This window comes from Vagococcus sp., assembly GCF_036639995.1.
Lineage (GTDB): Bacteria > Bacillota > Bacilli > Lactobacillales > Vagococcaceae > Vagococcus.
This window is the reverse complement of record NZ_JAVWHO010000023.1, coordinates 1-26,949: the sequence shown is the minus strand read 5'-3', so window position 1 is coordinate 26,949 and position 26,949 is coordinate 1. Positions and strand designations below refer to the sequence as shown.

Here is a 26,949-nt window from a genome sequence, read left to right as displayed (position 1 = left end):
AACAGTTGCAGCAAAAGAAGAAAAACCTCTTTTTTCTGATGAGGAGTATGCAGCAGCAGCCTATATGACACATTTTTCAAAAAAAGATGCCTCTGTTGATGATGTTTTTTACCATTTAACAAAAGAATCACCTACTCTTTTTTCTTATAACAAAGACGAAAAAAATTATAAGCTCTCTCAAAAAGCAAAGGATACTACCCTTTTATTAAAAATTGAAACCGACACGGTATCTGCTAAATCAGATGCTACCTCTTCTGAGTATCCTCTTGAGTGGACAAAAAAAGAATTGGATAATCAATACAAAGACTATCAAAAACTAGTCGAAAAGTTCGTCACAACTGGAAAAAATTTACCTAAAGAAACGAAAAATACCGAAGTTAAAACTACAGAGAAAGAAATAATCGATACTAAAAATTTAACAGAAACACAAGTTGTGGCTTGGATTAAAAATTATTTAACTCAAAACGGAGCTCCAAGTGATAGTTTAGAGAAGAAGGATCGCTTTCAAACTAGTATGGTTGAAGGGTATCTCGTTGTTTCTGAGTACTTGCCAGTTCCAACAGGGGCTTTTGATAAAATGACTTATCAGTACCGTGTTAATTCAAATGGACATCTAGAGAAAAAAGACGTGACTACAGCAAATGAATGGGAAGTTATTAGTGAAGAGTATATTGCTGAAGCAAATTTAGAAAGTAAAGTAGCGACAAAAACTGATATATCAGCTCAAATGGAAAAAGGCAGCACAGATGGCCCTGCAATGTTTTATCATTTGATTATTACAAATACATCTAATGAGGCTATCTCAGTTTCAACGGATAATTTAAGTCTACATAAAAAATCTGGTCGAAGTAGTGAAGACACATTAATACCTGTTCGCTATCCTCAAACCGTTATTATTCAACCTAATAAATATCATAAGTTCCATGACTTATTGGGCGGTGTTTCAGGAGATACTCCTATGTATAACAATTTGGACGTTTACTATAACGAAGATGTTATCTTCCATCAAGCCGCTGGTATAGCTGATTACAGATAAAAATAGACAAAAAAAGTGTAAGTAGCTATCTACTTACACTTTTTGTTAATTTAAAGTTTAAATTACGCTTTAGTAACGTTAGCTGCTTGAGGGCCACGGTCTGTTTCTTCGACTTCAAAGTTCACTGCTTGACCTTCTTCTAAAGTCTTGAATCCGTCACCTTCGATTGCTGAGAAATGTACGAATACGTCGTTACCTTCTTCTTGTTGGATGAATCCAAATCCTTTTTCAGCGTTAAACCATTTTACTGTTCCTTGAGCCATTATATTTCCTCCTCGTGCCTTAAGCACTAAATGATATTTTGTATACTTGCTTTCGGTCGATAGAGGTGGTTGAAACATGTGTGTTACAACTTCTATTGAATCCCAAAACCAAATTACAATTCAATCATAACGCAACTATAATCTAAATGCAAGTACGTAAGTAAACGTTTTTGTTTAAATTATGTCAGTTTCTTTCATGCTAATGTAACTGTTCTCACCAATAATCAGATGATCCAAAACATCTATTCCAATTAATTTTCCACACTCAACTAAACGATGCGTGAAAGCGATGTCTTGCTTGGAAGGATTAGGGTTTCCAGACGGATGGTTGTGAACGACAATGACTCTTGCAGCCGCACATTTGACAGCAATTCGAAAGATTTCTCGTGGGTGAGCAACCGATTGATTTAATGAACCAATGAACACAGTTTGTTTTTTTAATACTTCATTTTTTGTATTTAAATATAACACGAGTAAATGCTCTTGCTGATAATCTTTCATCTCTTCTATCAATCTTTTTCCAAGCTCACTACTTGAGACAATCACCCCAAGTTTTTCTCGGTAACTTAAAGCGAGTCTTTTTCCAAACTCGATGACAGCCTGAAGTTCTACTGCCTTAACTTCCCCAATTCCCTCAATTTTGACTAGCTCCTCAATGCTTGCCATTTTCAACTCAAATAAACTATCAAAATTAGTAAGGACTTGATTGGATAATTCCAATACATTTTGATTTTTACTACCCGTTCGTAAAATAATCGCTAGTAATTCTTGATGTGTTAAATTTTCAGCACCATATTTTTTACATCTTTCTCTTGGTTGGAGTTCCTCGTGATATTCTTTAACAGATAATGACAAAAAAATCCCCCTCTCATCTCATAATAAACATACGATAAAAGGGGGAAAATTTTTATTTTTCTTCGATTAATGTTTTTACTTCAAATAAATCTTTTTTAACAGCATAGACTTTCTCTAATGCTTCCTCATCTGGCGCAATTAAATCAGGCACCATAATAACAGGTACATTTGCTGAAAAAGAGGCTCTAATGCCATTTAAAGAGTCTTCTAGCATCACTGTTTCACTTGCTTTAGTGTTTAATTTTTTTACAGCTACTTCTACAATCTCAGGATGTGGTTTAGCATGAGTCACTTCGTCTCCAGAGACAGTATCAACAAAGTAATCTCTCAAATTAGCTTTTTCAAGTAACTGGTCAATCGCTACTCTTGTGTTACTTGAAGCGACAATACAAGGGATATTTTCTTGATTAAGGTAAATTAATAATTCAACAACGCCTGGTTTTAAAGGAGCACCATTTTCTTTAAAAGTTTTGCTTACTTTGCTACGACTTTCTTTAAAGAACTGTTGAATCGTTTCTTCGGGTAAATACGCATAATCTGTTAAATATTTTTGATACGCATGCTCTTCACTTAAACCAATTTCAGTTCGGTAATAAGCTTCGTCGTATTCTTTTAAGCCGTACTCTTTTGCCATAGCCACATTGCTTTTACAATAAATAGCTTCTGTGTCAAAAATCAAACCGTCCATATCAAAAATAACACCATTAATTTTCTTCAATTAATTTCCTCCTAAAAGGGTTTCTCTTACTTGAGAAATAAAGTAAAGAGAACCAGTAACTAAAATCAAATCATCACCCGTTAATTCTTCCAACGAATCTGCAAGTGCCTTCTGCCATTCTGAATAAGCATTTAGCCCCATCTCTTCATATTGCTCTTTTGTAAAAGCTTTTGGATAATTAAACGCTGTTACTTTCAGATCAAGATGAGGAACTGTTTTTAAATCTTTAATCATTGAATCAATATCTTTTGTCGAAAGTGCCCCAAAAATGGCGTGGATATGCTGACCTTTAAATTCTGTTTTTAAATTATTAACCATTACTTGCATTGCATGATCATTATGAGCGCCATCAAGTACGATTAACGGCTCGTCAGATACTTTTTCCATTCGACCTGGCCAGAACGCTTTTTTCAAACCTTTTTGAATATCTTTACTTAAAGTGCTTAAACCTAATTTGTTTGAAACAATATCATACAACTGAATTGCCACACTAGCGTTATCCACCTGATGTTTTCCAAGTAAACTAATCGTCACGTGAGACAAATCTAATGAACTTGATCTAAAATTAAAAATTTCACCCCAGCTGTCATCAGGTTGAATATATTTACTTGAAAAATCCACATCGTAACGATACATTGGGCTATTTAAGGATTCTGCCTCTTCTTTAATGACGTTAAAAGCCACATCATCCATTTTACCAATAACAACAGGAACGTCTTGTTTGATAATTCCTGCTTTTTGAGAAGCAATCTCTTCAAGAGAGTCACCTAAAATATCAATATGGTCTAAGCCGATAGTTGTAATGGCTGAAGCCAGTGGTGTAATGACATTCGTGCAATCGTAACGTCCACCAAGCCCAACTTCAACTAAAACAATATCCACTTCTTTTTCAAGAAAGTACTGGAACATAATCGCCGTTAAAATTTCAAATTCAACCGCATTTTTTAATTCTTCAACTGTATCCATGTCTTCAACAAGGGGCTTAATTTTTTCAACTAAGCTAACCAAGTCATCATCAGGAATTGGCACACCATTAATGGCAATACGTTCGTTAAATGTTTCGATATAAGGGGATGTAAAGGTGCCGACTTGTAGTCCTTGCTCTTCAAGTAAGCAACGAAGAAATGTTGTCGTAGACCCTTTCCCATTGGTTCCACCAATATGAACTGTTTTTAGTTGATGTTGTGGATTGTCTAATCTATTTAATAATTCATCGATTCTGATTAATCCTGGACGGATACCAAATTTAATGCGGTCATGAATCCAGGCTACTGTTTCTTCATAATTCATCCTTTAACCACCTATATCTTCATTTATTTTTTTAATTGAGCAATACGATCTGTAACAGCTGCTTGTTTTTCTAAGTAGTCTTTCTCTTTTGCTTTCTCACCTTCAACAACTGCTTCAGGTGCACTAGAGACGAAACGCTCATTACCTAATTTTTTCTGTACTCGCTCAACTTCTTTAGTCCATTTATCTAATTCTTTTTCAAGACGTTTGATTTCTTCTTCGATATTAATTAAATCTTCTAATGGTAAATAAATTTCAGCACCTGTAATGACAGCACTCATTGATAACTCTGGTGCTTCCACATTATCAGCAATTACTAATTCTTCTGGATTACAGAAACGCTCAATGTATTTTGTGTTTTCATTGAAGAATAAATTAACTTTCTTGTCATTTGTTTTAATTAACAACGTAATTGGTTTAGACATTGGTGTATTCACTTCAGCACGAATGTTACGAACCGAACGAATCAACTCTTGTAAAACTTCCATACCTCGTGCTGAAGTTTCATCAGATAATTCAGGGACCACTGTTGGATAAACGGCTGTTACAATAGACTCTCCAGTATGTGGAATTTTTTCCCAGATTTCTTCTGTCACAAACGGCATAATTGGATGTAGTAATTTCAAAATTTTATCTAATGTGTACGTCAAAATACTACGAGTCATATTCTTTTGTGATTCATCTTCACCGTAAAGAATTTCCTTACTCATTTCAATGTACCAATCACAGAAATCATCCCAAATGAAGTTATACAACTGACGTCCTGCTTCACCAAATTCGAATCTATCAAAGAAGAGTGTCACTTTATCAATTGTTTCATTAAGGCGTGTTAAAATCCATTTATCTGCCACTGTTTTTTCGCCATCAAGATTAATGTCTTCGTAATTAAAACCTTCTAAATTCATGATAACAAAACGTGAAGCATTCCAAATTTTATTAATAAAGTTCCATGAGGCATCCATTTTTTCATAGCTAAAACGCATGTCTTGACCAGGAGTTGAACCATTTGATAAGAACCAACGAAGTGCATCTGCACCGTATTTTTCAATCACATCCATTGGGTCAATTCCGTTACCTAAAGATTTACTCATCTTACGTCCGTCTTCTGCACGAATTAAACCATGCATTAAGACTTGCTTAAATGGGCGTTCTCCAGTAAATTCTAAACTTTGGAAAATCATCCGACTTACCCAGAAGAAGATAATGTCATAGCCTGTCACTAACGTGCTTGTTGGGAAGTAGCGCTTAAAGTCTTCTGACTCCTCATCTGGCCAACCCATCGTTGAAAATGGCCATAGAGCACTTGAGAACCATGTATCTAAAACATCCTCATCTTGCGTCCAGTTTTCAATGTCTGTTGGGGCACTTTCTCCAACATACATTTCGCCTGTTTCATTGTGATACCACGCTGGTATTTGATGTCCCCACCATAACTGACGAGAGATTACCCAATCATGAACATTCTCCATCCATGTTAAGAACGTTTGATCAAAACGTGGTGGATAAAATTCTACTTTATTATCTGTTTCTTGATTTTTAATCGCCATCTCAGCTAATGGTTTCATCTTAACAAACCACTGTGTTGAAAGACGTGGTTCAACAACAACCCCTGTTCTTTCTGAATGTCCTACACTGTGTACATGTTTTTCGATTTTTTTCATCAAGCCTAATTCTTCTAAATCTTTTACCACCGCTTTACGAGCTTCAAAACGATCCATACCAGCATATTTACCAGCTGTTTCATTCATCACCGCACTAGCATCCATCACATTAACACGTGGTAAATTATGACGATTACCTACCTCAAAGTCATTAGGGTCATGAGCTGGTGTAATCTTAACCACACCTGTTCCAAAATCCATTTCAACATACTCATCAGCAATAATTGGAATTTCTTTATCAACTAAAGGTAAAATAACTTTTTTACCAATTAACTCTTTATACCGCTCATCTTCTGGATGGACAGCAACAGCTGTATCTCCAAGCATTGTTTCAGGACGAGTTGTCGCAATTTCTAATTTTCCACTGCCATCAGCTAATGGATAGAACATGTGATAAAAGGCGCCTTCAACATCTTTATGGATAACTTCAATATCAGAAAGAGCCGTTTTTGCTTGTGGGTCCCAATTGATAATATACTCTCCGCGATAAATCAAATCTTTTTCATATAATTTCACAAAAACTTTTTTTACTGCATCTGATAGTCCATCATCTAATGTGAATCTTTCACGAGAGTAGTCTACTGATAAGCCAAGTTTTCCCCACTGCTCGCGAATATGACCAGCATACTCTTCTTTCCACTCTTTAGTTGATTCAACAAATTTTTCGCGACCTAAATCGTAACGTGTCACACCTTCAGCACGTAATTTTTCTTCTACTTTAGCTTGTGTAGCAATCCCGGCATGGTCCATACCAGGTACCCATAATGTATCAAAGCCTTGCATTCTTTTTTGGCGAATAATCATATCTTGAAGCGTTGTATCCCAAGCATGACCTAAATGCAGTCTTCCTGTTACGTTTGGTGGTGGGATAACAATTGAATATGGTTTAGCTGTTTTATCTCCATTTGGTTTAAATACATCTGTATTTAGCCATTTTTCATAGCGTCCTTCTTCAACGGCTTTCGGATCAAACTTTGATGCTAAGTTTTTCTCTTCTGTCATAGTATCTTTCCTTTCTTATTTAACATTCGGCAATAAAAAAAGCCCTAAAGTATTTCTACTTTAGGACGAATTTACACGCGGTACCACCTAGATTATAGTGCATAAACACACTATCACTTAAGAGTGAGTTAACGATCACTAATCGAAAAAAGTTTCAGCTCCTAAGCAACCTTCACACTCTTCAACGGAAAACCTTTCAGCCAAGGGTTTTCTTTCTATACATATTTACAAGTGCTACTCCTCTTAATCTAAGCATTTTTATTATTTCATTTATTTTACAATGAAACGGCTACTACGTCAATTTAAATTAACGCTTTAGCAGCATCAATCGCTTTTTGATAATCTGGCTCTTGCGCAATTTCTGGAACGATTTCTTCGTAAGCAATTACACCATTTTGATCAATAACAAAAATAGCTCTTGCTAAATGATTGATCTCTGGAATAAATAAACCGTAATTTTTACCAAATTCAACATCCTCATCACGAAGCATTGTCATTTCAACACCTTCAGCGGCGCACCAATTACTTTGTTGTTCCTTAGTATTATTTGAAACTGTCACAAAGTTAATTTCTGTGATAGAAGCAGCTTCTTGGTTAAAGCGTTTAGTTTGAATTGCACAAACACTCGTATCAATATCTGGAACCACACTAACAATAAGTGGTTTATTTAATAATTCTGTTAATTCTACTAAAGAATCATTTAAATCTACTAAAGAAAAGTTTTCTGCTTTTTTTCCGACGACTGGTTGAATTCCCTCTAAATCTAATGGTTGACCTTTTAATGTAACTTGCATAAAAAAACACTCCCTTATCTTTATTCTCACTCTAGTATAGAGAAAGAATAGCTAAAAGACAAAAGAGATGCTTGCTGTTTAAACTGTTTCTAAATCTGGATGATTGTAATTTTCATCGTAATAAATCAAGGTTTGAAGCTCTGTTGTTAAGTCAATATACTGGACTTGAACATTGTGAGGCACTCTCAAACGTTTTGGTGCAAAGTTTAAAATTGCTGTCACACCTGCTTCTACAACAGAATCAATCACTTCTTGTGCCTTGCTACTTGGCACAGTCATAATCACTGTTGAGATTGCTTCCTTTTTAATAATCTCTTCCATTTTGGCAATATCTTCAATAAGGATGTCGTTAATTGTTGTGCCAATAAGGTCTGGATTTGCATCAAAAGCAACAACAATATTTAAATTCGTATTTTTTCTAAAGTTATTATTTATTAACGCTTTTCCTAAATTACCAACACCTATTAAAGCAATTCTTTTTTCAATTTCAGTATTTAAAATATTGCTAAAAACTTGGATAAGATACGGGACATCATAACCATAACCACTACGTCCTAATTCACCAAAATGTGAGAAGTCACGACGAATTGTCGCAGACGGAATTTGAATCATTTTACTAAATTCTTTTGATTTAATTCGTTTTACTCCACTTTGATCTAAGGTTTTTAAATAACGAAAATACAAGGGGATTCTTTTGGCAGTTGCCTTTGGAATGGTATGATCTTTTTTTAAATTACCCATTTCTACACTCCTTAATTCTATTGTGACTGTTTTCACATTTAGTGTATCACGTTAGTTTTCACATTTCAATGAATTTGTGAAAATAGGTCGTAATTTTAGGCTTTTTTATTCATTTTGACGTAAAAAAAGAAGTTGAATTTTAAAATATCAACTTCTTTTTTCATTTAACTTACCTTTTAAAGTAAATACTACCTAAAATAAATCATCCATCTCTTCAGACACGTAATTTAAGAAATTATCACTGGATTTTATTTCCTCAACAACTAAACCTGCCATCGCACGTTCAATCATTCCCTCAACATCTAATCGCTCTTCATAATGAAGAACTTTTTCCAATTTTGGTTTTGTTTTAGGTTCAGGTGGAGCAAAAATAGTACAACAATCCTCAAATGGCTGAATCGCTAATTCAAATGTATCAATCTCTTCAGCAATTTTGATAATTTCACTTTTATCTAGTGTAATTACCGGACGAATAATTGGTGTTGTAGTAACTTCATTAATTGCTAACATACTATGCATTGTTTGAGATGCCACTTGTCCTAAAGACTCTCCGTTAATAATCGCTAAGCCATTTCTTTTTTCTCTAATTTGATCTGTTAAACGCAACATAAATCGTCTTGTCACTGTCATCCAGTAACCAGATGGAACACTTCTCTTAATCTCTTCCTGAATTTCAGTGAAAGGAACGGTAATAAACTTAATTCCACCAACATATGGTGTTAATTTAACTGTTAAATCTTTAGCTTTATGTAGTGCTTTTTCACTTGTATAAGGTGGACTATAAAAATGTACAGCTTCAATTTCAACGCCACGTTTCATCCCTAGATATCCAGCAACAGGTGAATCAATCCCTCCTGAGAGCATCAACATCCCTTTACCACTTGAGCCAACAGGTAAACCTCCAGCTCCTAAAATCGTTTGACATGATAAATAAGCTGCCTCTTGTCTGACCTCAACATCTACGCGAATATCTGGTTGAATCATTTTTGCTTCGATTCCCTCAATGCCGTGGAAAATCGCACCGCCCACTTCCCGGTTCATATCATTACTATCCCAGATAAATTTCTTATCTGATCTACGACTTTGAACTTTAAACGTCATTCCTTCCGTCCAGATCTCCTTTACCATATCAATAGCAGTTTGACAGATAACATCAGTATCTTTTTCCACTCGAATAACAGGTGAAAAACTTTGAATCCCAAAAATTGATGTCAAATGAGGCATAACTTGATCACTATCTGCCCCATTTAAAATCAAATGCATCCGGTCGCGGTCAGCTTGGATTTTAATTTCATCAAATTCATGTAAACTTTTTTTAACATTGTTAGAAAGTTGACTAATAAATAACCGTCGATTCTTTCCCTTAGTTGATAGTTCGCCGTAGCGCACCATTATTTCAGTATATTTCATACTATCTCCCTTTTATCCGTTAATTTTTTCAAACTTATCATGTAGCTGTTTTAACACAATCAAAAATTGCTCTGCTTCTGCTAGCGTATTTCTTTCATCTAAACTAACACGAATAGCTGTTTCAGCCTCTTTACTTGGCACACCCATGGCGTGAAGTGTACTGCTAGACATTTTCTTCTTACTTGAGCAGGCACTTGTAGTTGAGACAAAAATTTCTTTATCTTCTAATGCATGAACAAGAACTTCCCCACGAATACCTTTAATACCAAAACATAAAATGTGGGGAGCTTGTATGCTTTTAGTTTCAGGAGAAAACATCACTACATTTGGAAATTTAGCAGCATTTTCTGCAATGTAATTTCTAATACGTCGCATTTGCTTCTCTTTTAAATCAGCATCTTCAAATAATAACCGAAATGCTCGTGCTGAACTCACAATTCCTGGCGTATTTTCTGTTGTACTGCGCTTATTATTCTCTTGACCACCACCTGTTAAAAGTGGAGCTAGTTTACACCCCTTTTTCCAGTAAAGAATTCCAACACCTCTTGGTCCGTGGAATTTATGTGCTGAAAAACTCGCAAAATCTACTCGACTTGTTAACCAATCTGTTGTTGGAATTTTTCCAACCGCTTGAACCGCATCCACATGATAATGAATGGATGGATACTTGGTCAGTACCTCACTAATTTCTTTGATTGGTTGAATAATACCAACTTCACTATTAATCACCACTGTGGAAACAACGATTGTTTCAGCTTTTATCAACTTTTCTAAAGCTGAAACATCAATCACACCTGATTTTGAAACAGGAATAACAGATACCTCAAATCCAAGGCTTTCTAACTGCTTAGCTGTTTCAGTCACTGACGGATGTTCAACAGATGAGATAATAATATGATTACCAAATGGTCTTTTTTCAATTGCTGTTCCTTTTAATACCCAATTATTACTTTCTGTTCCTCCGCTAGTAAAAAACAATTCTTCTTTTTTAACACCTAATTGTGTAGCAATTTGTTCTCTTGATTTATCAAGTAACACTCCTGCCTGTTCACCTAAGCGATGTAAACTAGAGGGATTTCCGATAAATCTTTCACTTGTTCTTTTATATGTTTCCAGCACACTTTTATCAATTGCCGTGGTTGCACTATTATCAAAATAAATCATTTTCGTCACTCATTTCTAAAAATTCATGTTTCATTATAACGCCTTGATAATATTCCTTCAACTTTTACTTGTTTTTTTAAAGAAAAAAACAGTAGACTAAGCTACTGTTTAAATCATATTATCTTTATTATCAAAATAGTATTTTCTAATTCGCTCTGTTGCTCCAGGTTCAATTCTTTCAATTGCTTCAGAAATAGTATCTAAAGCATCTTGATAAAGATGTTCTCTGGAGAATAAACTTAAGCTTCGATCAATCGCATTTTTAACTTCTGGATGAGAGAAACGGAAACGGTTAGCGTATTGAATCATTTGCTCTGTTAAAGCAGCACTATCAATTAAATTGTTCGTCTTCTCGTTAAGTGTGGCAATATCTTCTTCACACAGACCAACTAATCTATCGATATGATTCATATCTATTCTAATCTTGTTAAGTTCGCGACTTAACTCCTCAACTCTTTCGCCTGCTACAAAGAAAAATTCTAGGTAGCTACTTGGTATTCCAGGTAAACGTTGCTTTTCAATATGTCTCTTCAATGTTCGCAACTCTAATTCATAGTCATCGATCTTCTTAATGGCATCTCTCTCACGAGGAGCAAAGTCCTTGATTGATTGGCCAGTTTCGATTTGTTCTTCTTCGATATCTTTTAATTGATCTAGACTCTCACGGTAAAACGCAGCGACTTGTGAAAAGACTGCTTTTTTATTTTTAAGTTTTTCTTCTACTGCATCGAATTCTTTCTGCATTTCTTCCATTTGTGCTTGGAATCCTCGAACTTTACCTAATTCGTTGTTATTTAGGACATAACTTTGAGATACATGGTCTAATTCAATTAGTAATAAATGATTGTTTTTATCTGCATGTTCCAAGAAGTTAACTAAAGTAACTTTGTTTTCATTCACATAATGACGTGCTTGAATTTCTTTTTCCATTGCATCATACAATTGGTCAATTTCTTTAGCGATTTCGCTATTTAATTTACCAACATTATCTACTTCTAATTTTTCTAAGTTCATTAGAGTAGAACGTACTTTACCATCTAATTTTTCAACATTAGTTTGAACGATGTCATTTTCAAAGACATAATGGTCTTTTTGTAATGCTTCGTAACCATCTTTAATTTCCTTTAATTGTTTAGGAAATACTTTATCTAATGTTTCAAACAAAGGTGGTACTTGATCAATTATTCCTTGAATCTCATATGTTCTTCTTTCCGCTTTTTCTAATACTGTACGGGCTTCCATTGGATCACCAGCCGTATTCAAAGCAACAAATTGTGTAAAATCACGTTCAACATTTTGAATTTGTTTTTCTAATTCTTTATAAGAAACACCGTATTTTTCAGAATCAGATGTCACTGACTCGCTAATTGCTTCATAAGCATCTAACGCTTCTTGTACAGCTTCTGAGTTTCTTACTTCGCTTTCTTTTAAGTCACTTAATCCTTGGCGAATTTCTTCAACTTCAGATTCCATGCTCTTAAGAGTGACTTCTGCTTCTTCAATCGCATCTTTCACTTTCATAAAGCGGAATGTTTCATTTAAATTTTCAATTTCAAAAATAAGGCTTTCCAGCTCTGCAAATGATATGGTAGAAATGTCAATCCATTTCTGGTTCCATTCTCTAAAGGTGTTTTGACTTTGGCCTACTAAGTGCATTTTTTTGACGCTATCAACTTCTTCTAAAACTGGTAAATCAAACAACGCAATCTTACGTTTTTCTAACTCCTCCAGTCGGTCTTGATTTTTTCGTCTCATAAAAAAAGCTACCAAATATAGTCCAGCAGCTAAGATTACAACAATTAATAATAGCCATAACCAAAGTTTAGTATTCATGAAATTTCCTCCATATAATGTTAGTCACCACTACCCTTTCGTCTCACCAGAAAAAAAACAGCTATCAAAGTTTCCAGCTTTTGGATATTTTGAAGCCTGTCTTTCTTTGCAATCAATCTCTATATTAGAAAATTACATCTAAGAAAGATTATATCACATTCACTTCTTTCTATCACTAATAAATTACCATTTTAACGTTTTTTTTCATTGAAAACACAATTATCCATTCATTTTATCAATTTTTTTCATAACTTTTCATGATTCATTTTTTACTTGTTGCATTTAACTTCCCTCTTAGGTATCCTTTAACTTAATTAATTTTATTTAGGAGGTTATTTAAAATGAAGGTAACAAAATTCGGGGGAAGTTCGGTTGCTGATGCCACACAATTAAGAAAGGTATTAGCCATCATTCAAGCTGATTCAGAACGACGGTTCATCATTGTTTCAGCACCAGGCAAGCGAAATAAAAACGATATAAAAGTGACAGATTTATTAATAGATTACGCCAACGCCTTTTTAGAAAAACGCGACACACGTTCATTTGAGCTAGCCATTATCGCTCGCTTTAATGAGATTAGTGAAGCACTTAACTTATCAAAAGCACTTCCAGAAATTGCCGTATATATTACAAATTTAAAACAAACAACATTAACATCTACACCACGTATTATGGATTTATTTAAATCAAGTGGTGAAAACTGCCACGCTATGTTGATTGCAGAGTTTCTAACTAGCCAAGGAACACCTGCTGTTTATGTTAATCCAAAGGATGCTGGACTAATTGTAGAAGACATTCCTGGAGATGCCATTATAAAAAAAGAAAGCTATCAAGCTATTTACAACTTACGAAAATTAACAAAGGTCGCTGTTATACCAGGTTTTTTTGGTTATACTGATGAAGGCAATATTTGTACCTTTTCAAGAGGTGGCTCTGATGTTACTGGGGCGATCATCTCTGCTGGGATTAAAGCAGATATCTACGAAAATTTTACAGATGTTGATGCTATCTATTCAGCAAATCCTGGATTAATTCCTAACTGTCACGCTATTAAAGAACTCACTTTTAGCGAAATGCGTGAATTAAGCTATTCTGGTTTTACTGTATTACATGATGAAGCCTTAATGCCTGCTTACCAAGGAAATATTCCTGTTGTGATTAAAAATACCAATAACCCTGATGCACCAGGAACTCGTATTTCTTTTAAACGCTCTACTAAGGAAGAATCTGTTGTTGGTATTGCTGGTGATTCTGGTTTTACAAGTATTTATTTGAGCAAGTATTTAATGAACCGTCAAATCGGGTTTGGCTACTCTGTTTTAAAAATTTTAAAAGAGCTAAATTTGCAATTTGAACACATTCCTTCTGGGATTGATGACATGACGATTATTATGCGTAAAAACCAATTAAATGAAGCCATTGAAGAACAACTAATAACTAGACTTAGAACAGAGCTTGATCTAGATGAGCTTGTGGTCAAGCATGATATTAGTATGATTGCTTTAGTTGGTGAAGGGATGAGAAATAACATCGGAGTTGCTTCAAGAGCTACTTCTGCTCTTTCTAGAAATAACATTAACTTAGAAATGATTAGCCAAGGATCTTCTGAGGTGAGTATCCTATTTGCCATTTCAGATGCCAAAGAAAAAGATGCTATAAAGGCTCTATACTACGAATTTTTCTGTTTAGCATAAATTAAATAAGAGACGAAAAAAGATTAATTTTTTTCGCCTCTTATTTTTTAATCAAACAACGACAATACTTTTTCTTTTTCTGGTGCAAAAAGACCAACTAATGGAATATCTAGCTGACGTTTTTTTAATTCGTCTTCTAAAACAGCCATAAATACGCCACGTTCATCGACACGCTCGATTGTCTGCAAATCCTCTTCAATCGGTCTTTTACGCCCATCAAACTCACCTAACCAACACTCAGAGCGGTACGTACAGTCAACACCGCAACTAGGGCTCCCATCAACTCCAATAATACCAATTATTTCAAAAAGACTTTTTTCTTCGTAATACGCTTCCATTTCATCTAGAATAGGTGTTAATATAGAGACGCAATGTTTTTTATAAAAAGGATTATTGAATTGATCTTTCACATGCCCCCATCTTCTTGGTCCATACAAAGTAAATTCTGGACAAGGCAGTTGAGCAATGTGGATGTCTTGCTGTATAGCTTTAACTAAGACTTCTTTTCTAAGTTTATCTTCAGCAGCTAAAGAAGCTTCATCTGATTGCAACTTAGCAGAAGGGTTCAATAAACAGTGAGCAACATAGAGTATTTTTTTCATTTTTTTCTCCTTTTTTAACGTTGTATGTATTGTTCTTCTTTAAAGTACATTACTTAATTAAATAATAACAGAGGGGTGATTTTATAACAACATGTGAATAACATAATAAAGTAGTTGTATTTTGAGGATCAACTTTATATAAATAACTATTTATTTTGAAGGGTTGGTTTTTAATGTTTAACAAAATTAAACAAGATTTTAATTCTATGACTATTTTATTAATTCCGATTGGCGTTGCCATCAACTTTATCGGAGGACAAATTAACGGTGCTCTAAAATTACCACTACATTTGGACACGATTGGAACAATTTTAAGTAGTGTTCTTGCAGGTCCTTGGGTAGGTATTTCAACCGCACTTGCAGGTAAACTTGTTAGTATGATCACAAGCCCTGGTTACTTTGCCTTTATTTTAGTTAGTCTAGGATTAGCGATTGCTGTTGGTATTTTCTCTAAAAAAGGATGGTTCACTTCTGTACCAAAAGCTATTTTAGCCATGATTATTACTGGATTACTTGTTGCAATTATTGGTAGTTTTGTTCGTATTACATTCTACGGTGGTATCACTGGAGATGGTTCTTCTCTTATTATTGCCACATTACTAGCTAATGGACAAGAAATGGTTAAATCAATTTTTGGTGTTGTCTTTGTTTCTAATTTAGCAGACAAATCTCTTTCTATTATTTTAAGTTTACTCGTTGTTAAAAGCATGCCTGAGCGTTTATTAATCAAGTATCCTTGTGGCCCTGTTTATCTTAAAAATAGAAAAAAATAAAAAAGAGGATACCTATGACAACATTTTCTTTAGAAAGTATTCATCCATTAACCAAAGCAGCTATTATAACTTTTATCTTGTTTTTAATTAATTTATTTCCAACAACTAAAGTTATTATCGCCTTATTTTTTATCCTTGTTTGTTTGTTTGTACTTGTTCCTAGGAAAGTGGCACTTTTGAAAAAGATTTTCTTTACCAATTTATTTTTATTTATGCCGATGTTTATTATGCAAATATTATTTAAGCCTGGAGAAAACTTACTTTTTTCTTGGTTCATCATTAGAATTTCAACTGAGTCAGTGTCATTTGCTGTTAATTTACTTATCAGGTTGTGCTTGATTTCAAGTTTTATTCTAGTTTTTTTTCACGTTACTAAAGTGAAAGAATTCACTACCGCATTAGAAGAAATTGGCGTATCAAAATCGGTGACTTACGTATTACTTGCCACTATGATGTTAGTCCCTCAAATTGTGCAACGTTCAAAAGCCATTATGCAAGCACAAAAAATTAGAGGTATCGAAATGAGTGGAAGTTTAGCTACACGAATTAAAGCATTCTTTCCAACAATAACGCCTTTAATCTTAAGTTCTTTAATGGCAACTGAGGAAAGAGCCTTAACACTTGAAACAAGAGCTTTTTTTTCAAAAAATCAAAAAGTTTATTTGAATTCTTATGATAAAAAAGCACTGGACCGATTTATTATCTGGTTATCTTTAATTAGTAGTGCTAGTTTAGTTATTCTTAAGGTGGTGACAACATGGGTTATATAACTTGTCAAAACGTAACCTATCAATACCCGTTAGCAGACAAACCCATTCTTGATGACATTTCTTTAACTGTTAATCAAGGCGAATTTATTGGTATTGTTGGTCAAAACGGAGCTGGTAAGACCACACTTTGTAATGCATTACGAGGTTTTGCTCCTCATTTTTATAAGGGAGATTTCTCTGGTAACATTACCATCGATAATCAAGTTGTTAATGAGCTTAATCAACTTTCTGATATCGCCCAATTAGTTGGGTATGTCTTTCAAAATCCATTTACACAAATGAGCGGTATTGAAGACACAGTCTTTCATGAGATTGCCTTTGGTTTGGAGAATCTGGGTATTGAAAAAGAACACATTATAACTCTCGTTAATAACACTTTAGAAGAATTAGATTTAACTGATATTAAGGATAAACATCCTTTGTATCTTTCAGGAGGACAACAGCAAAAAGTTGCGTTAGCTTCAGTTCTTGCTATGAATCCTGACATTTTAATTGCAGATGAACCGACATCACAACTAGATCCAGCTGCAACAAAAGAGATATTTGCCTTATTAAAAGCAAATAATACTCGTGGGAAAACCATATTTTTAGTCGAACATAAAATAGATTATCTATACGACTATGCCTCACGAATCCTTGTTATTCATGAGGGAAAAATCGTTATCGATGAAAAACCCGAAGTCGCTTTTTTAGATGAACGTCTTGAAAGTTTTGGCGTAGAGATGCCTAAAATGTTAGAACTTGGAAAACTGCTAAAAGATACCTATCAATTAGAAAGTCTTCCAACTAAAAAAGATGACATTGAAGAAATATTAACTTTTTACAGAAGCAGAAAGTAGGTTTTTAGAAATGAAAGAAGCAATTGTTTTTGACAATGTCTCGTATCGATATTCTTCTGATAGTGAATGGGCATTAGAGAATGCTAGTATTACTGTTAATACAGGTGAATCCTTAGCCATTATTGGTGAAAACGGTGCTGGCAAAAGCACGTTTGCCAAATTGTGTTGCGGTTTGTTTAAACCTGAACAAGGTAGTGTTCTAATTAATTCACAAGAAGTCTACACCATGAAAAATCAAGAAAAAGCCAAACTTATCGGCTATGTTTTTCAAAATCCAGATGACCAAATTTTTCTTTCAACTGTTGGAAAAGAAATCATCTATCCCCATAAAACATACGAAGATAATGCTTTTTTTAAAGAAGTTATTGCCTTGTGCTCTCTTGAAGATGAACTGGACTCTCACCCGTACAATCTACCGTGGTCTACCAGAAAATTTGTTACAATTGCTAGTATTATTTTACAAAAACCTCACTACATTATTTTTGATGAACCCACTGCCGGTCAAGAAAAGAAAGGAAAAGAAATTTTGAAAAATATATTGAATTACCTCAAAGAAAAGAAAATAACAGTGTTAATGATTTCTCATGACATGGAATTCGTTGCCGAAAACTTCCAAAGAGCGATTGTTTTAAAAGACAAATCAATCATCAAAGATGACCAAATCAATCATATTTTTTACGATCAAGAGCTGCTCCAATCTGCTGGATTAGATCAACCTTTTGTTCCAAAACTTCTATCCTCTTTAGCCAATTTTGATAATGGCGCTCTAACTATGGAAGAATTAGCAAAACAGTTATGACAACATCATGAAATTTTTTCAATATGAGTAAAAAATTTCATAATTTTAAGTTTAAAATTAAACGTAAAAAAAAGTCCACCTATAAGTAATTTCACTGACTCAGCGAAAACTTATGTAGGCGGACTTTTTTAATTATCTTGATTGATTTGACGTATAATTTCTGCTTTTATTTTAGGTTCTGGAGCAAACTCATCTTCCCACTTGTCTGGTTTTAAGACTTTTCCTGTAACCTCATGATAATGCGGTAAACCATCTGGAAAAATTTTTCCCATGTTCGCTTGGTGAACAAGATTAAAAATTGGTGCAGGATCAATATTCATCATCACAAAAGACCCATAGGTAAAATAAAGTAAATCAATAAGCGCATCAACTTCATCCGTTAACGGTTCAACCGATTTCTTTTTTTCAAGAACTTTCTTAGCTTCTACATCAATAGTTTCTTTTAAGTAATCAACGCTTTCTTTAAAACCTTCTTCATCTCCATTGTTTGCTGCATATAAAAACTCTATAATTTCTTCTAATTTAAAGCCGCTACGATACTCAGCTGTTTTTTTATCTAGTGCCACTACTTTTTGATGTTTCACAGGATCAAACGCCTGATGAAACTCTTTGACCTGCTCAAAAGGTGTCTTCATTCATTAACCTCTTTCTATCTAATAATCTTTAAATCCTTTAGTGCTTTCATAATGCCATCATTATTATTAGTATCTGTCACATAATCCGCTAACGCTTTAATGTCCTCTGAACTATTGCCCATAGCTACACCCATTCCCACTTCTCTTATCATTTCAGTGTCATTCCAACTATCACCAAAAGCGATTGTCTCCTCTTCTGTAATACCATAGTGCTCTAACGCTTTTCTGATACCTTCAATTTTAGAGCCACCTTTTGGAATAATATCAACAGAATAAGGATTGGAACGAGTGAAATGACAATCAGGAAACATCTCCGTTAGGCGTTTTGTTTCACTTTCTGGACTTAACAATACACACTGATAAATCGGCTGTGAAAAAATAGGAAGGGACATGAACTTATGATCATTTTTAGGTAAAATTTGCCATTTTTCTAAAACATTTTCTAAATCTTTCACAGAGATTCTATCTGGTAAATAATGATATAGTTGCTTGATAAGTCGTCTTTGCCCCATACGCATTGACGGACTTCCATAAAAATCTTTTCTACCTCCAAAAACCATTTGGCGATTTTCTAAATCACCAAAACTAGCTAATCTTTCTAAGGTTTCATTTGAAAAATAATGCTCATAAATACCCGTATCATGTGAAAAAACAATTTGCCCATTATAAAGAACATAGGCGTCCATCGGAATATTGCCAATCAAACTTTTTATTCGTTTAGGTCCCCTTCCAGAAGCAATACAACAAATAATCCCCTTTTGATGTAGTTTCTCTATTGCATTTAATGTAGAAGGTAACACTTCTGCATTACTTGTTAACAACGTACCATCAATATCAAAAAAAGCTGCTTTTATCATTGGTCTCTCCTTTAGAATAAGGACGTCTGATTGGGATTTAATCCCATATATTCAACGCCTAGTATTTTTTTAAGCAACAGCCCATTAGGTGCCGCATCTCTTGCTGAATTGTTATTAAAAATAACTACTACTTCTTTTGCCTTCACCTGATTAAGTTGCTCACCTAACACTTTTAATTCTATTTCTGAGTAACAATATAGGTTTCGTTTACTTCGCCACTCATCACTATTATCTAACCAATTCCCTTTGTTTCTTCCATGAAGACGAACAAAGACATATGTGTCATTAGTTACCGTCAAATCAAAAGGAACAGAATGCCTAGCAACTTGTGGTGAGTCTACAATGGTTAATGACAATTGATGCTTTTCCATAAAAGATAACATAGATGTCTTTACCTTTTCATCATACCAAGTGCCATTTCTGAATTCTATTGCAAGAGATTCTTCAGGAAAATACTCTCGAATTTTTTTCAAATAATTAATATTTTCTTTGGTACATTTAAAAGACGCGGGAAATTGAAATAACACAGCACTTAATTTTTTAGCTTGTTTTAATGGCTCTAAAAATTCCTGATAACTTATAAACATTTCTTCTTCACTCGAATAATAATCCGACCAACTACTGTGCTTTGTCATTCCTTTATATGCTTTCACAATAAACTGAAAACTATCAGGTGTTCTCTTAACCCATCCTTGACTTGTTTTAGCTGATTTTATTCCATAAAAACACGTATCCAGCTCTACAACAGGAAAATACGACGCATATTCTTCTAACGTTAATTTTGCTTTATTCATCAAACTACCATGTTCATCAAAGGTTGTCATGCCTATTTTTATCATTTACAACACCTCTGATATCATTATAACAAATCTTGCTAAAAAAATCGGCAACTTAACTTATCTATCTAAGAAACTCTAAGACTTTATCTTCCATTTCAGATAACTCAACCACATGATGATGTCTAATCTCTAAGTCTTCTAATTCACTGATAACTTTAGGAATTGGTAACTGACTGATTTCATGCAACGCTTTAATTTCAGAGCCAGCTTCAACCTTTCCAGTGAACACTCTTGGAAACTTAAATGGACTTGCTGTTGAGACAATTACCGTTTTATTTTGATTTTTATCAAACTCATCAGCGACTTTTTTTGCCACTGCCGTATGTGGATCAATGACCTCTTTGGTCTGCTCAAAAACGGCTTTAACAATCGTTTCTATTTTCTCTTCTTCAGTAAAGCCTGCAAAAAAGCCGTCTAATCGTTTAAATTCCACAGGGTCTAATGAATACTCTCCTCTTTGTTTTAAATCAGTCATTAACCTACTTAATCGGTTAGCATCTTTATTTGTTATTTCATATAACAATCTTTCTAAATTACTTGATACTAATATATCCATTGAAGGCGAATTAGTCACATAAAAATCTCTGTTTCTAGAGTAATGACCACTGCTAAAGAAGTCTGTTAGAACGTTATTTTTGTTAGAGGCACAAATTAAATAATCAATAGGAAGTCCCATTTGTTTGGCATAAAAGGCAGCTAATATATTACCAAAGTTACCTGTAGGAACCGACACATTGATTAATTCTCCAAGGCTTATTTCTTTTGATTCAATCAGTTGTTGATAGGCATAAAAATAATACACAATTTGCGGTACTAAACGGCCAATATTAATTGAATTTGCTGAAGAAAACTGTTTATTCTTACTAGCTAATTCTTTATTTAATTTGTCATTTTCAAACATATCCTTCACTGCTTTTTGAGCATCATCAAAATTACCATTAATCCCAACAACAAATGTGTTGTTTCCTTTTTGTGTCACCATTTGTTTTTCTTGAATGTCACTCACACCATCTTTAGGATAAAAAACGATTATTTTGGTTCCTTCAACATCAGAAAAACCTTCCATCGCAGCTTTCCCTGTATCACCTGATGTTGCTGTTAAAATAACAATTTCATTATCAATTTTTTGTTTTTTAACGGCTGTTGTCATTAAGTACGGTAAGATAGACAATGCCATATCTTTAAAAGCTAATGTCGAACCATGATAAAGTTCTAAGTAATAATCTTCCCCTACTTTTCTTAATGGGGCTATCTTTTCGTTTGTAAATTTATCATCATAAGCTCGGTTGATGCATTCTTTCAATTCTTCTTCTGTAAAATCTGACAAAAATGGTTGCATAATTTTATAAGCTAATTCTTGATAGGTTTGGTTAAAAAATCCAACTTCCTTAATATCAACTTTAGGTATATCAACTGGAACAAATAGACCTCCATCACTTGCTAATCCTTTTAAAATGGCTTGAGATGCTGTTACTTGCTCCTCTTTATTTCGTGTACTTTGATACATCATATTCAATTACCTCCAACTTAAAGACTTTTCAAAAGTATACCATATTCTCATACTATTTTAATTTTAATTATAACAAAAAAACAGATTGACTCGTATGATAAATTAAGTCAACCTGCTTTATTTCTATTTAATTTTCTAATTCAGCTAATATTTCTTCTATATTTTTTGAACCAAAAATAACTTTTTCATCATTAATAATCATCGCTGGAACACTCATGATTTTCTTTTCTTTTTTAAGTTCTGGGAAAAGACTTGTATCAATCATTTCAGCCGTTACATTATGATTAACCGATGCAATTCTTTGACAAGCTGCCACAACATCAGGGCATAAATGACACGTTAAGGAAACACAAATTTCGATTTTATTTGTTTTTAACTTTTGAATTCTATCCTTAATTCCTGGGTCTATTTCTTGTCCTTCACTTCCCACATTATAAACAGCTAGAACTAACGAATTTAACTCATGCCCACTTGGAATACCACTAAACTTAATTCCTGTAAAGGTATCATCTGAATCAAGAAGAGCCACTGATGGCATGCGAGTTAATTGGATTTTTTCTTCTAAAGCAGTATCAGAGCCAAATACAACTGAACGAAGGGTTAATTTATCACTTAACTCAGAGAACTCTTTAACAAAACTTGCTAACTCAACCGATTTTGGATTATCTACATCTAAAATATGTAACAACGTCACTTGTTTAGTTAATTTAGCAAAAATACCTTTTAATTGTTCTTTCATCGCATCTGGGAACCATGTACCTGGAGTTGTCTGGGTACTTGCTTCTTTTTTAGCTGGCTTTTCTTCTGCCTTTTTAGTTTCTTTTGGCTTAGCAATTACTTTAACTTCAATGCCCAACTCTTCTTTTAACTTTTCAACATATTGCTGTGCCTTTGTCGCTGCAATGGCTCCGTCGGCAGTTGCTGTTACGATTTGACGTAACTCTTTCACGCGCAAATCACCGGCTGCATAAACGCCTGGTAAATTTGTTTCCATATTATCATTGGTTGGTACGTTGCCACGACTATCTAAATCTACTTGTCCCTTAACAATGGTTGTATTTGGACTACTTCCTGCAAATACAAACATACCAAATGAACCGTCTTCTTCAGAGGCTTCAAAACTCGTTTCTTCGCCTGTTTCGTTATTAACAAAAACAGCTTTTTGAAGAACACCGTCTCCTGATATTTCTTTAACTTCTGTATTATATGTGATATCAATATTGGGATGTTCTTTTGCTAAATTTGCCGTAGCTGGTGCACATGTAAAATCAGGTTCACGGATAATCATATGAACGCGTTTAGCATATCTAGTTAGATAAACAGATTCTTCAGCGGCTGCAAATCCTCCACCTAATACGAAGACATCCATTCCCGTAAATAGTTCGCCATCACATGTAGAACAATAAGCAATACCACGACCTGTAAATTCTACTTCACCAGGAAAGCCGATTTTATTACGAGATGTTCCTGTAGCAACAATCACTGAGTATGCTTTGATTTCTTGACCGTTTTTATCGACTAAAATTTTTACATTTTCTGATAGTTTAGTTTCAATGATTTCTTTTGTCACAAACTCACACCCAAAACTTGCTGCTTGTTCGCGCATTTCTTCAATAATTTCAGGTCCATTCCCATCTTTAATACCAGGATAGTTTGCAATCATAGACGTCGTAACAGTTTGTCCACCAATTCTACCCTTTTCAATAATTACAGTATCTAACATAGAACGACCTGCGTAAATACCTGCTGATAAGGCAGCTGCCCCAGCACCAATTATAGCTAAATCATAGATTTTTTCTGTCATTTTCATCATCCTCTTAAAAAAAGAGACCGGAAAATAAAGGCTCCAGTCTCTCACTATTTTTTGTTTTCAATCGAACTTAGATTTTACCTACTAAATCTAAACTTGGTGCAATCGTATCTTCACCTGGTTTCCAGTTTGCTGGACATACTTTATCTCCATGCTCTTCAACAAAAATGGCTGCTTCTAATTTACGGACTAATTCTTCTGCATTACGACCGATTCCCATGTCATGGATTTCATATGCTTTAATTTCACCACGAGGATTTATAACGAAAGAACCTCTAAATGCTTGTCCTGCTTCTTCATCCATCACACCAAAGAAACGGCTGATTTTCCCATTTGAATCAGCTAACATTGTGTACTCAATTTTTCCGATTGTATCTGTTGCATCAGCCCATGCTTTATGCACAAAGTGACTATCTGTTGATACTGAGTAAACTTCACAGTCTAGTTCTTTAATTTTAGCATAATGATCTTGAAGATCACCTAATTCAGTTGGACAAACAAATGAAAAGTCTGCTGGATAAAAGAAGAAAATACTCCATTTACCTAAGACGTCTTCTTTATTTACAGTTACGAATTTACCTTGGCGGTAAGCTTCAGCTTCGAAATCAAATAATTCTGTATTAATCATGTTAGACATTTAAAAATTCCTCCTACTTGTTATTTATTACACTATTATCCTACCAAACTAAAATAACTTTGTCAAAAGAATTATTATAATTTAACTTTTTATCAACCTAAGTCACAAAACACTATTAAAACAACATTTCAATAGGTAACTCCTTATTTAAACGGAGTTTTTCAATTGAGAATGATTTTTAGGTTTTTATAGACTTATGCACATATCAACAGACTTATCCACAATATATAGTGTTTGTTCCCTTTTCGTTCCTACTATATACAGTTTTTTTATGTTGATAACTAAAAAAGAAAGCAAAAGTCTGCTTTTTTAATCTAAAGCAAATCAACTTTTAACTTTCTTTTTTATCTTATTTACTATCAATAACAATTTGAGGTTTTGATTGTTTAACACTTTCATTTCCATCTAAAATCCGAATTAAACAATCATCATTTAGATACGCTTCAATCTCTTCAAATACATCTCGATTAATGATAAAGATTTCTTCAAAATGATTGCTAGCAACAAATTGTTGAATGTCTTCTTTACTTTGAACATTTTGAATCAGTGGAACAAGATTAATTCCATTTTGTTTAAACAAACCTTGCTCTTCAAATAATTGAGACGTTTGATCCACAATTAAATTTATCGCAGAATTTTTCTCAATAAAATGAGTTAACCAATAAATGAGTAACTCTTGGTGTGAGCGGAAGTTGATATCTTGATATCTAATATACTCTAATTTTTCTACTCCAGCTTTGATGGTTAAAATAACTTCACCATTAGCATCATAATAGCGTTGAATTTCGTGTAGCCCTTCAACTGTTTCTCTATCCATAACAATGCTACCTTCGTTGTAAACTTCTGTAAATTCTCGGTTGTCGTTAACAAAATGATAATATTCTAAATTATCTTCTGTTTGTTCTCTTACAGTTAGCATTGTATTTTCTTTGTTGTCATAATAATATTTCACACCATCTTCTTCTTTAGCAAAAAATGGGCGAAGTGATTCTTTACGATGATCCATTAAATCTTGTGTTACTGGACGAGTTCTTTTTACGCCAAGTAAATCGTTAAATAGATTGTAAATACGCACATTTTGAGGTAACCAACCTAATTGTCTATATCTTGTTACTGTCGATAAAATTTCTGAATCAAATTCAAGTGTTGCAATTTTAACATTGTTATTTAGTTGAAGCAGTTTGTTCCACGCTCTTATTGACTCTGCTTCTGATTGACTTAATTTTTTAGGTAGCTCATCAGTTACTAGTACATACGCTTCATTTTTCAAAATGTTACTAAGGATTCCTTTTGAGTTCCCATTTAAATCCACTAATCGACTTTCAATATATTGTTTTTGACTTGCTAAGGCGGTTGATTCTCTTGTTGCTTCTTCAATTCTGATTTCAGCGTGCTTAATATTTTCTTCTATTTCACTTTTTTTAACTTGGTTGCTTACATCAAACTCTTGTAAGACATCTATCAATTGTCCAACTGCTTCTTTTTCATTGTCCAGATATTCTTCAAATGTATACTTGCGTTCAACCATTTTTTTCTTGTTCATTTCTAATTCTTCTAATTTAATTCTTCGACTAGAAATATTTTCAATTAAAGACGTTGTCGAATCAGAAAATGATATTGAGTTTTCTAATTTCTCTTCATCAACATTTAAAATACGCTGAACTCTTTGAATTCGTTTATCAATCGCTGCAACTTCTGCATCAATTTCTTGTAATTGTTGTGTCAATTGATCAAGACGACTAATATTTTCTGAGACTTCTTTTTTAAAGGCAATATTTTGTTTCTCTAATGTTTTGATTAGTTTCTTGTAATGCACAATATCTTGTTTTAAGAATTCAATCTCAAATTTTAGCTGATCAAAATCGCCTACTAAATCTTTCTTTTCACTGTATAATTCATGAATAATTGTCTCTTCAATTTTATTTTTTTTATCAATAATTTGATCATACTCGTCTTCTAAAGAAGTTAGCTTTTGCTGAAATTCTGGGTTAAATACAATTGATTCCAGATTCTTTTCTACTTTTGATGCACTCGTTTTTTCTGGTTTACTTTCTGTAAAAGTACAATTAAAAGATAATTTTTTTTCCATATATTATCATCCTTATTTCTCAACGAATGACCTAAGACTTTACATCTTAGGTCATCAATCCTACTTATCTTTCTTCGGCTTCTTCATCTTCTTTTCTTTTTCTAAAGAATAATGTCGATGCACCAAGTAAAGCTCCTAGCCCGATTGCTGTCATTGAGCTATTTTCTAATTCACCTGTTTGTGGTAATTTTCCTTTTTGCCCACTTGCTCCAGAAGTATTTTTTCCACCTGTTCCAGAACCTGTAGTTTGGTTATAAGCCATTGGCATTACTCCCTTATTACCATTTTTGTTGCTATTGTTACTACTTCCTGTATTTTTATTTTTTTG

24 protein-coding genes, 1 pseudogene and 1 other annotated feature are annotated in these 26,949 nt (G+C 33.8%); of the genes and pseudogenes, 6 read left to right on the top strand and 19 right to left on the bottom strand.

Annotated elements, in window-relative coordinates; genetic code table 11:
* A pseudogene (locus RR554_RS07285) lies at positions 1-1,036 on the top strand (hypothetical protein); the annotation flags it as partial.
* 62 nt (positions 1,037-1,098) lie between these two features.
* Here RR554_RS07285 and RR554_RS07280 read toward each other — a convergent pair.
* The 10 genes from RR554_RS07280 to RR554_RS07235 form a co-directional block, all read right to left on the bottom strand.
* Entirely contained in the window at positions 1,099-1,299 is a 201-nt protein-coding gene (locus RR554_RS07280; protein WP_126790969.1) for a cold-shock protein, read from the bottom strand.
* A gap of 174 nt (positions 1,300-1,473) precedes the next feature.
* Positions 1,474-2,154: a RadC family protein gene (gene radC, locus RR554_RS07275; RefSeq protein ID WP_332463562.1), complete on the bottom strand. Its 681-nt coding sequence runs from the start codon at positions 2,152-2,154 to the stop codon at positions 1,474-1,476.
* Positions 2,155-2,206: 52 nt separating this feature from the next.
* Positions 2,207-2,872: an HAD family hydrolase gene (locus RR554_RS07270; protein ID WP_332467719.1), complete on the bottom strand. Its 666-nt coding sequence runs from the start codon at positions 2,870-2,872 to the stop codon at positions 2,207-2,209.
* Positions 2,873-4,162 (bottom strand): bifunctional folylpolyglutamate synthase/dihydrofolate synthase, encoded by a 1,290-nt coding sequence (locus tag RR554_RS07265; RefSeq protein ID WP_332467718.1) that lies wholly within the window; start codon positions 4,160-4,162, stop codon positions 2,873-2,875.
* Positions 4,163-4,185: 23 nt separating this feature from the next.
* The gene (locus RR554_RS07260; protein ID WP_332467717.1) at positions 4,186-6,825 is read right to left on the bottom strand and encodes a valine--tRNA ligase; all 2,640 of its coding nucleotides are present in this window, start codon (positions 6,823-6,825) and stop codon (positions 4,186-4,188) included.
* Positions 6,826-6,883: 58 nt separating this feature from the next.
* Positions 6,884-7,085, bottom strand: a binding site (T-box leader).
* A gap of 42 nt (positions 7,086-7,127) precedes the next feature.
* On the bottom strand, positions 7,128-7,619 hold the full coding sequence (gene tpx, locus RR554_RS07255; protein ID WP_332463558.1) for a thiol peroxidase: 492 nt from the start codon (positions 7,617-7,619) through the stop codon (positions 7,128-7,130).
* Between the two features lie 78 nt (positions 7,620-7,697).
* Positions 7,698-8,360: a redox-sensing transcriptional repressor Rex gene (locus tag RR554_RS07250; protein ID WP_332463557.1), complete on the bottom strand. Its 663-nt coding sequence runs from the start codon at positions 8,358-8,360 to the stop codon at positions 7,698-7,700.
* Between the two features lie 192 nt (positions 8,361-8,552).
* On the bottom strand, positions 8,553-9,770 hold the full coding sequence (gene thiI, locus RR554_RS07245) for a tRNA uracil 4-sulfurtransferase ThiI (protein WP_332467716.1): 1,218 nt from the start codon (positions 9,768-9,770) through the stop codon (positions 8,553-8,555).
* A gap of 12 nt (positions 9,771-9,782) precedes the next feature.
* Positions 9,783-10,934 carry a cysteine desulfurase family protein gene (locus tag RR554_RS07240; RefSeq protein ID WP_332467715.1) on the bottom strand — a complete coding sequence of 384 codons (1,152 nt, stop codon included), beginning with the start codon at positions 10,932-10,934 and terminating at the stop codon, positions 9,783-9,785.
* Positions 10,935-11,042: 108 nt separating this feature from the next.
* Entirely contained in the window at positions 11,043-12,767 is a 1,725-nt protein-coding gene (locus RR554_RS07235; protein WP_332467714.1) for a septation ring formation regulator EzrA, read from the bottom strand.
* A gap of 341 nt (positions 12,768-13,108) precedes the next feature.
* Here RR554_RS07235 and RR554_RS07230 point away from each other — a divergent pair, with 341 nt between their 5' ends.
* The gene (locus RR554_RS07230; RefSeq protein ID WP_332467713.1) at positions 13,109-14,461 is read left to right on the top strand and encodes an aspartate kinase; all 1,353 of its coding nucleotides are present in this window, start codon (positions 13,109-13,111) and stop codon (positions 14,459-14,461) included.
* 47 nt (positions 14,462-14,508) lie between these two features.
* On the opposite strand, the gene RR554_RS07225 is transcribed toward RR554_RS07230, so the two are convergent.
* Entirely contained in the window at positions 14,509-15,063 is a 555-nt protein-coding gene (locus tag RR554_RS07225) for a CD3072 family TudS-related putative desulfidase (RefSeq protein WP_332463552.1), read from the bottom strand.
* A 173-nt stretch (positions 15,064-15,236) separates the two neighbouring features.
* Between RR554_RS07225 and RR554_RS07220 the strand changes: the two genes are divergently transcribed.
* The 4 genes from RR554_RS07220 to RR554_RS07205 are packed head-to-tail and all read left to right on the top strand — an operon-like array spanning position 15,237 to position 18,244.
* A complete protein-coding gene (locus RR554_RS07220) occupies positions 15,237-15,836 on the top strand; it encodes a hypothetical protein (protein ID WP_332467712.1) in 600 nt (199 codons plus the stop codon).
* A gap of 14 nt (positions 15,837-15,850) precedes the next feature.
* The gene (locus RR554_RS07215; RefSeq protein ID WP_332463550.1) at positions 15,851-16,606 is read left to right on the top strand and encodes an energy-coupling factor transporter transmembrane component T; all 756 of its coding nucleotides are present in this window, start codon (positions 15,851-15,853) and stop codon (positions 16,604-16,606) included.
* A complete protein-coding gene (locus RR554_RS07210) occupies positions 16,594-17,445 on the top strand; it encodes an energy-coupling factor ABC transporter ATP-binding protein (protein WP_332463549.1) in 852 nt (283 codons plus the stop codon). Before RR554_RS07215 ends, RR554_RS07210 begins: the two co-directional genes overlap by 13 nt.
* Positions 17,446-17,455: 10 nt before the next feature.
* Entirely contained in the window at positions 17,456-18,244 is a 789-nt protein-coding gene (locus RR554_RS07205) for an energy-coupling factor ABC transporter ATP-binding protein (protein WP_332463548.1), read from the top strand.
* Positions 18,245-18,372: 128 nt separating this feature from the next.
* Here the strand turns inward: RR554_RS07205 and RR554_RS07200 are convergent, their stop codons facing one another.
* The 8 genes from RR554_RS07200 to RR554_RS07165 form a co-directional block, all read right to left on the bottom strand.
* Positions 18,373-18,879, bottom strand: coding sequence for an HAD family hydrolase (locus RR554_RS07200; protein WP_332467711.1), 507 nt, complete (start codon positions 18,877-18,879; stop codon positions 18,373-18,375).
* A 14-nt stretch (positions 18,880-18,893) separates the two neighbouring features.
* Positions 18,894-19,736, bottom strand: coding sequence for a Cof-type HAD-IIB family hydrolase (locus RR554_RS07195; RefSeq protein WP_332463546.1), 843 nt, complete (start codon positions 19,734-19,736; stop codon positions 18,894-18,896).
* An 11-nt stretch (positions 19,737-19,747) separates the two neighbouring features.
* Positions 19,748-20,575: a DUF72 domain-containing protein gene (locus RR554_RS07190; protein ID WP_332463545.1), complete on the bottom strand. Its 828-nt coding sequence runs from the start codon at positions 20,573-20,575 to the stop codon at positions 19,748-19,750.
* Between the two features lie 61 nt (positions 20,576-20,636).
* Positions 20,637-22,091 (bottom strand): threonine synthase, encoded by a 1,455-nt coding sequence (gene thrC / locus RR554_RS07185; protein WP_332467710.1) that lies wholly within the window; start codon positions 22,089-22,091, stop codon positions 20,637-20,639.
* Between the two features lie 121 nt (positions 22,092-22,212).
* Positions 22,213-23,889 (bottom strand): FAD-dependent oxidoreductase, encoded by a 1,677-nt coding sequence (locus RR554_RS07180; RefSeq protein ID WP_332463543.1) that lies wholly within the window; start codon positions 23,887-23,889, stop codon positions 22,213-22,215.
* 76 nt (positions 23,890-23,965) lie between these two features.
* Positions 23,966-24,532, bottom strand: coding sequence for an alkyl hydroperoxide reductase subunit C (gene ahpC, locus RR554_RS07175; RefSeq protein WP_332463542.1), 567 nt, complete (start codon positions 24,530-24,532; stop codon positions 23,966-23,968).
* Between the two features lie 349 nt (positions 24,533-24,881).
* Entirely contained in the window at positions 24,882-26,621 is a 1,740-nt protein-coding gene (locus RR554_RS07170; RefSeq protein WP_332467709.1) for a hypothetical protein, read from the bottom strand.
* 64 nt (positions 26,622-26,685) lie between these two features.
* The coding region (locus RR554_RS07165; RefSeq protein ID WP_332467708.1) for an LPXTG cell wall anchor domain-containing protein at positions 26,686-26,949 on the bottom strand (264 nt) is incomplete at its 5' end.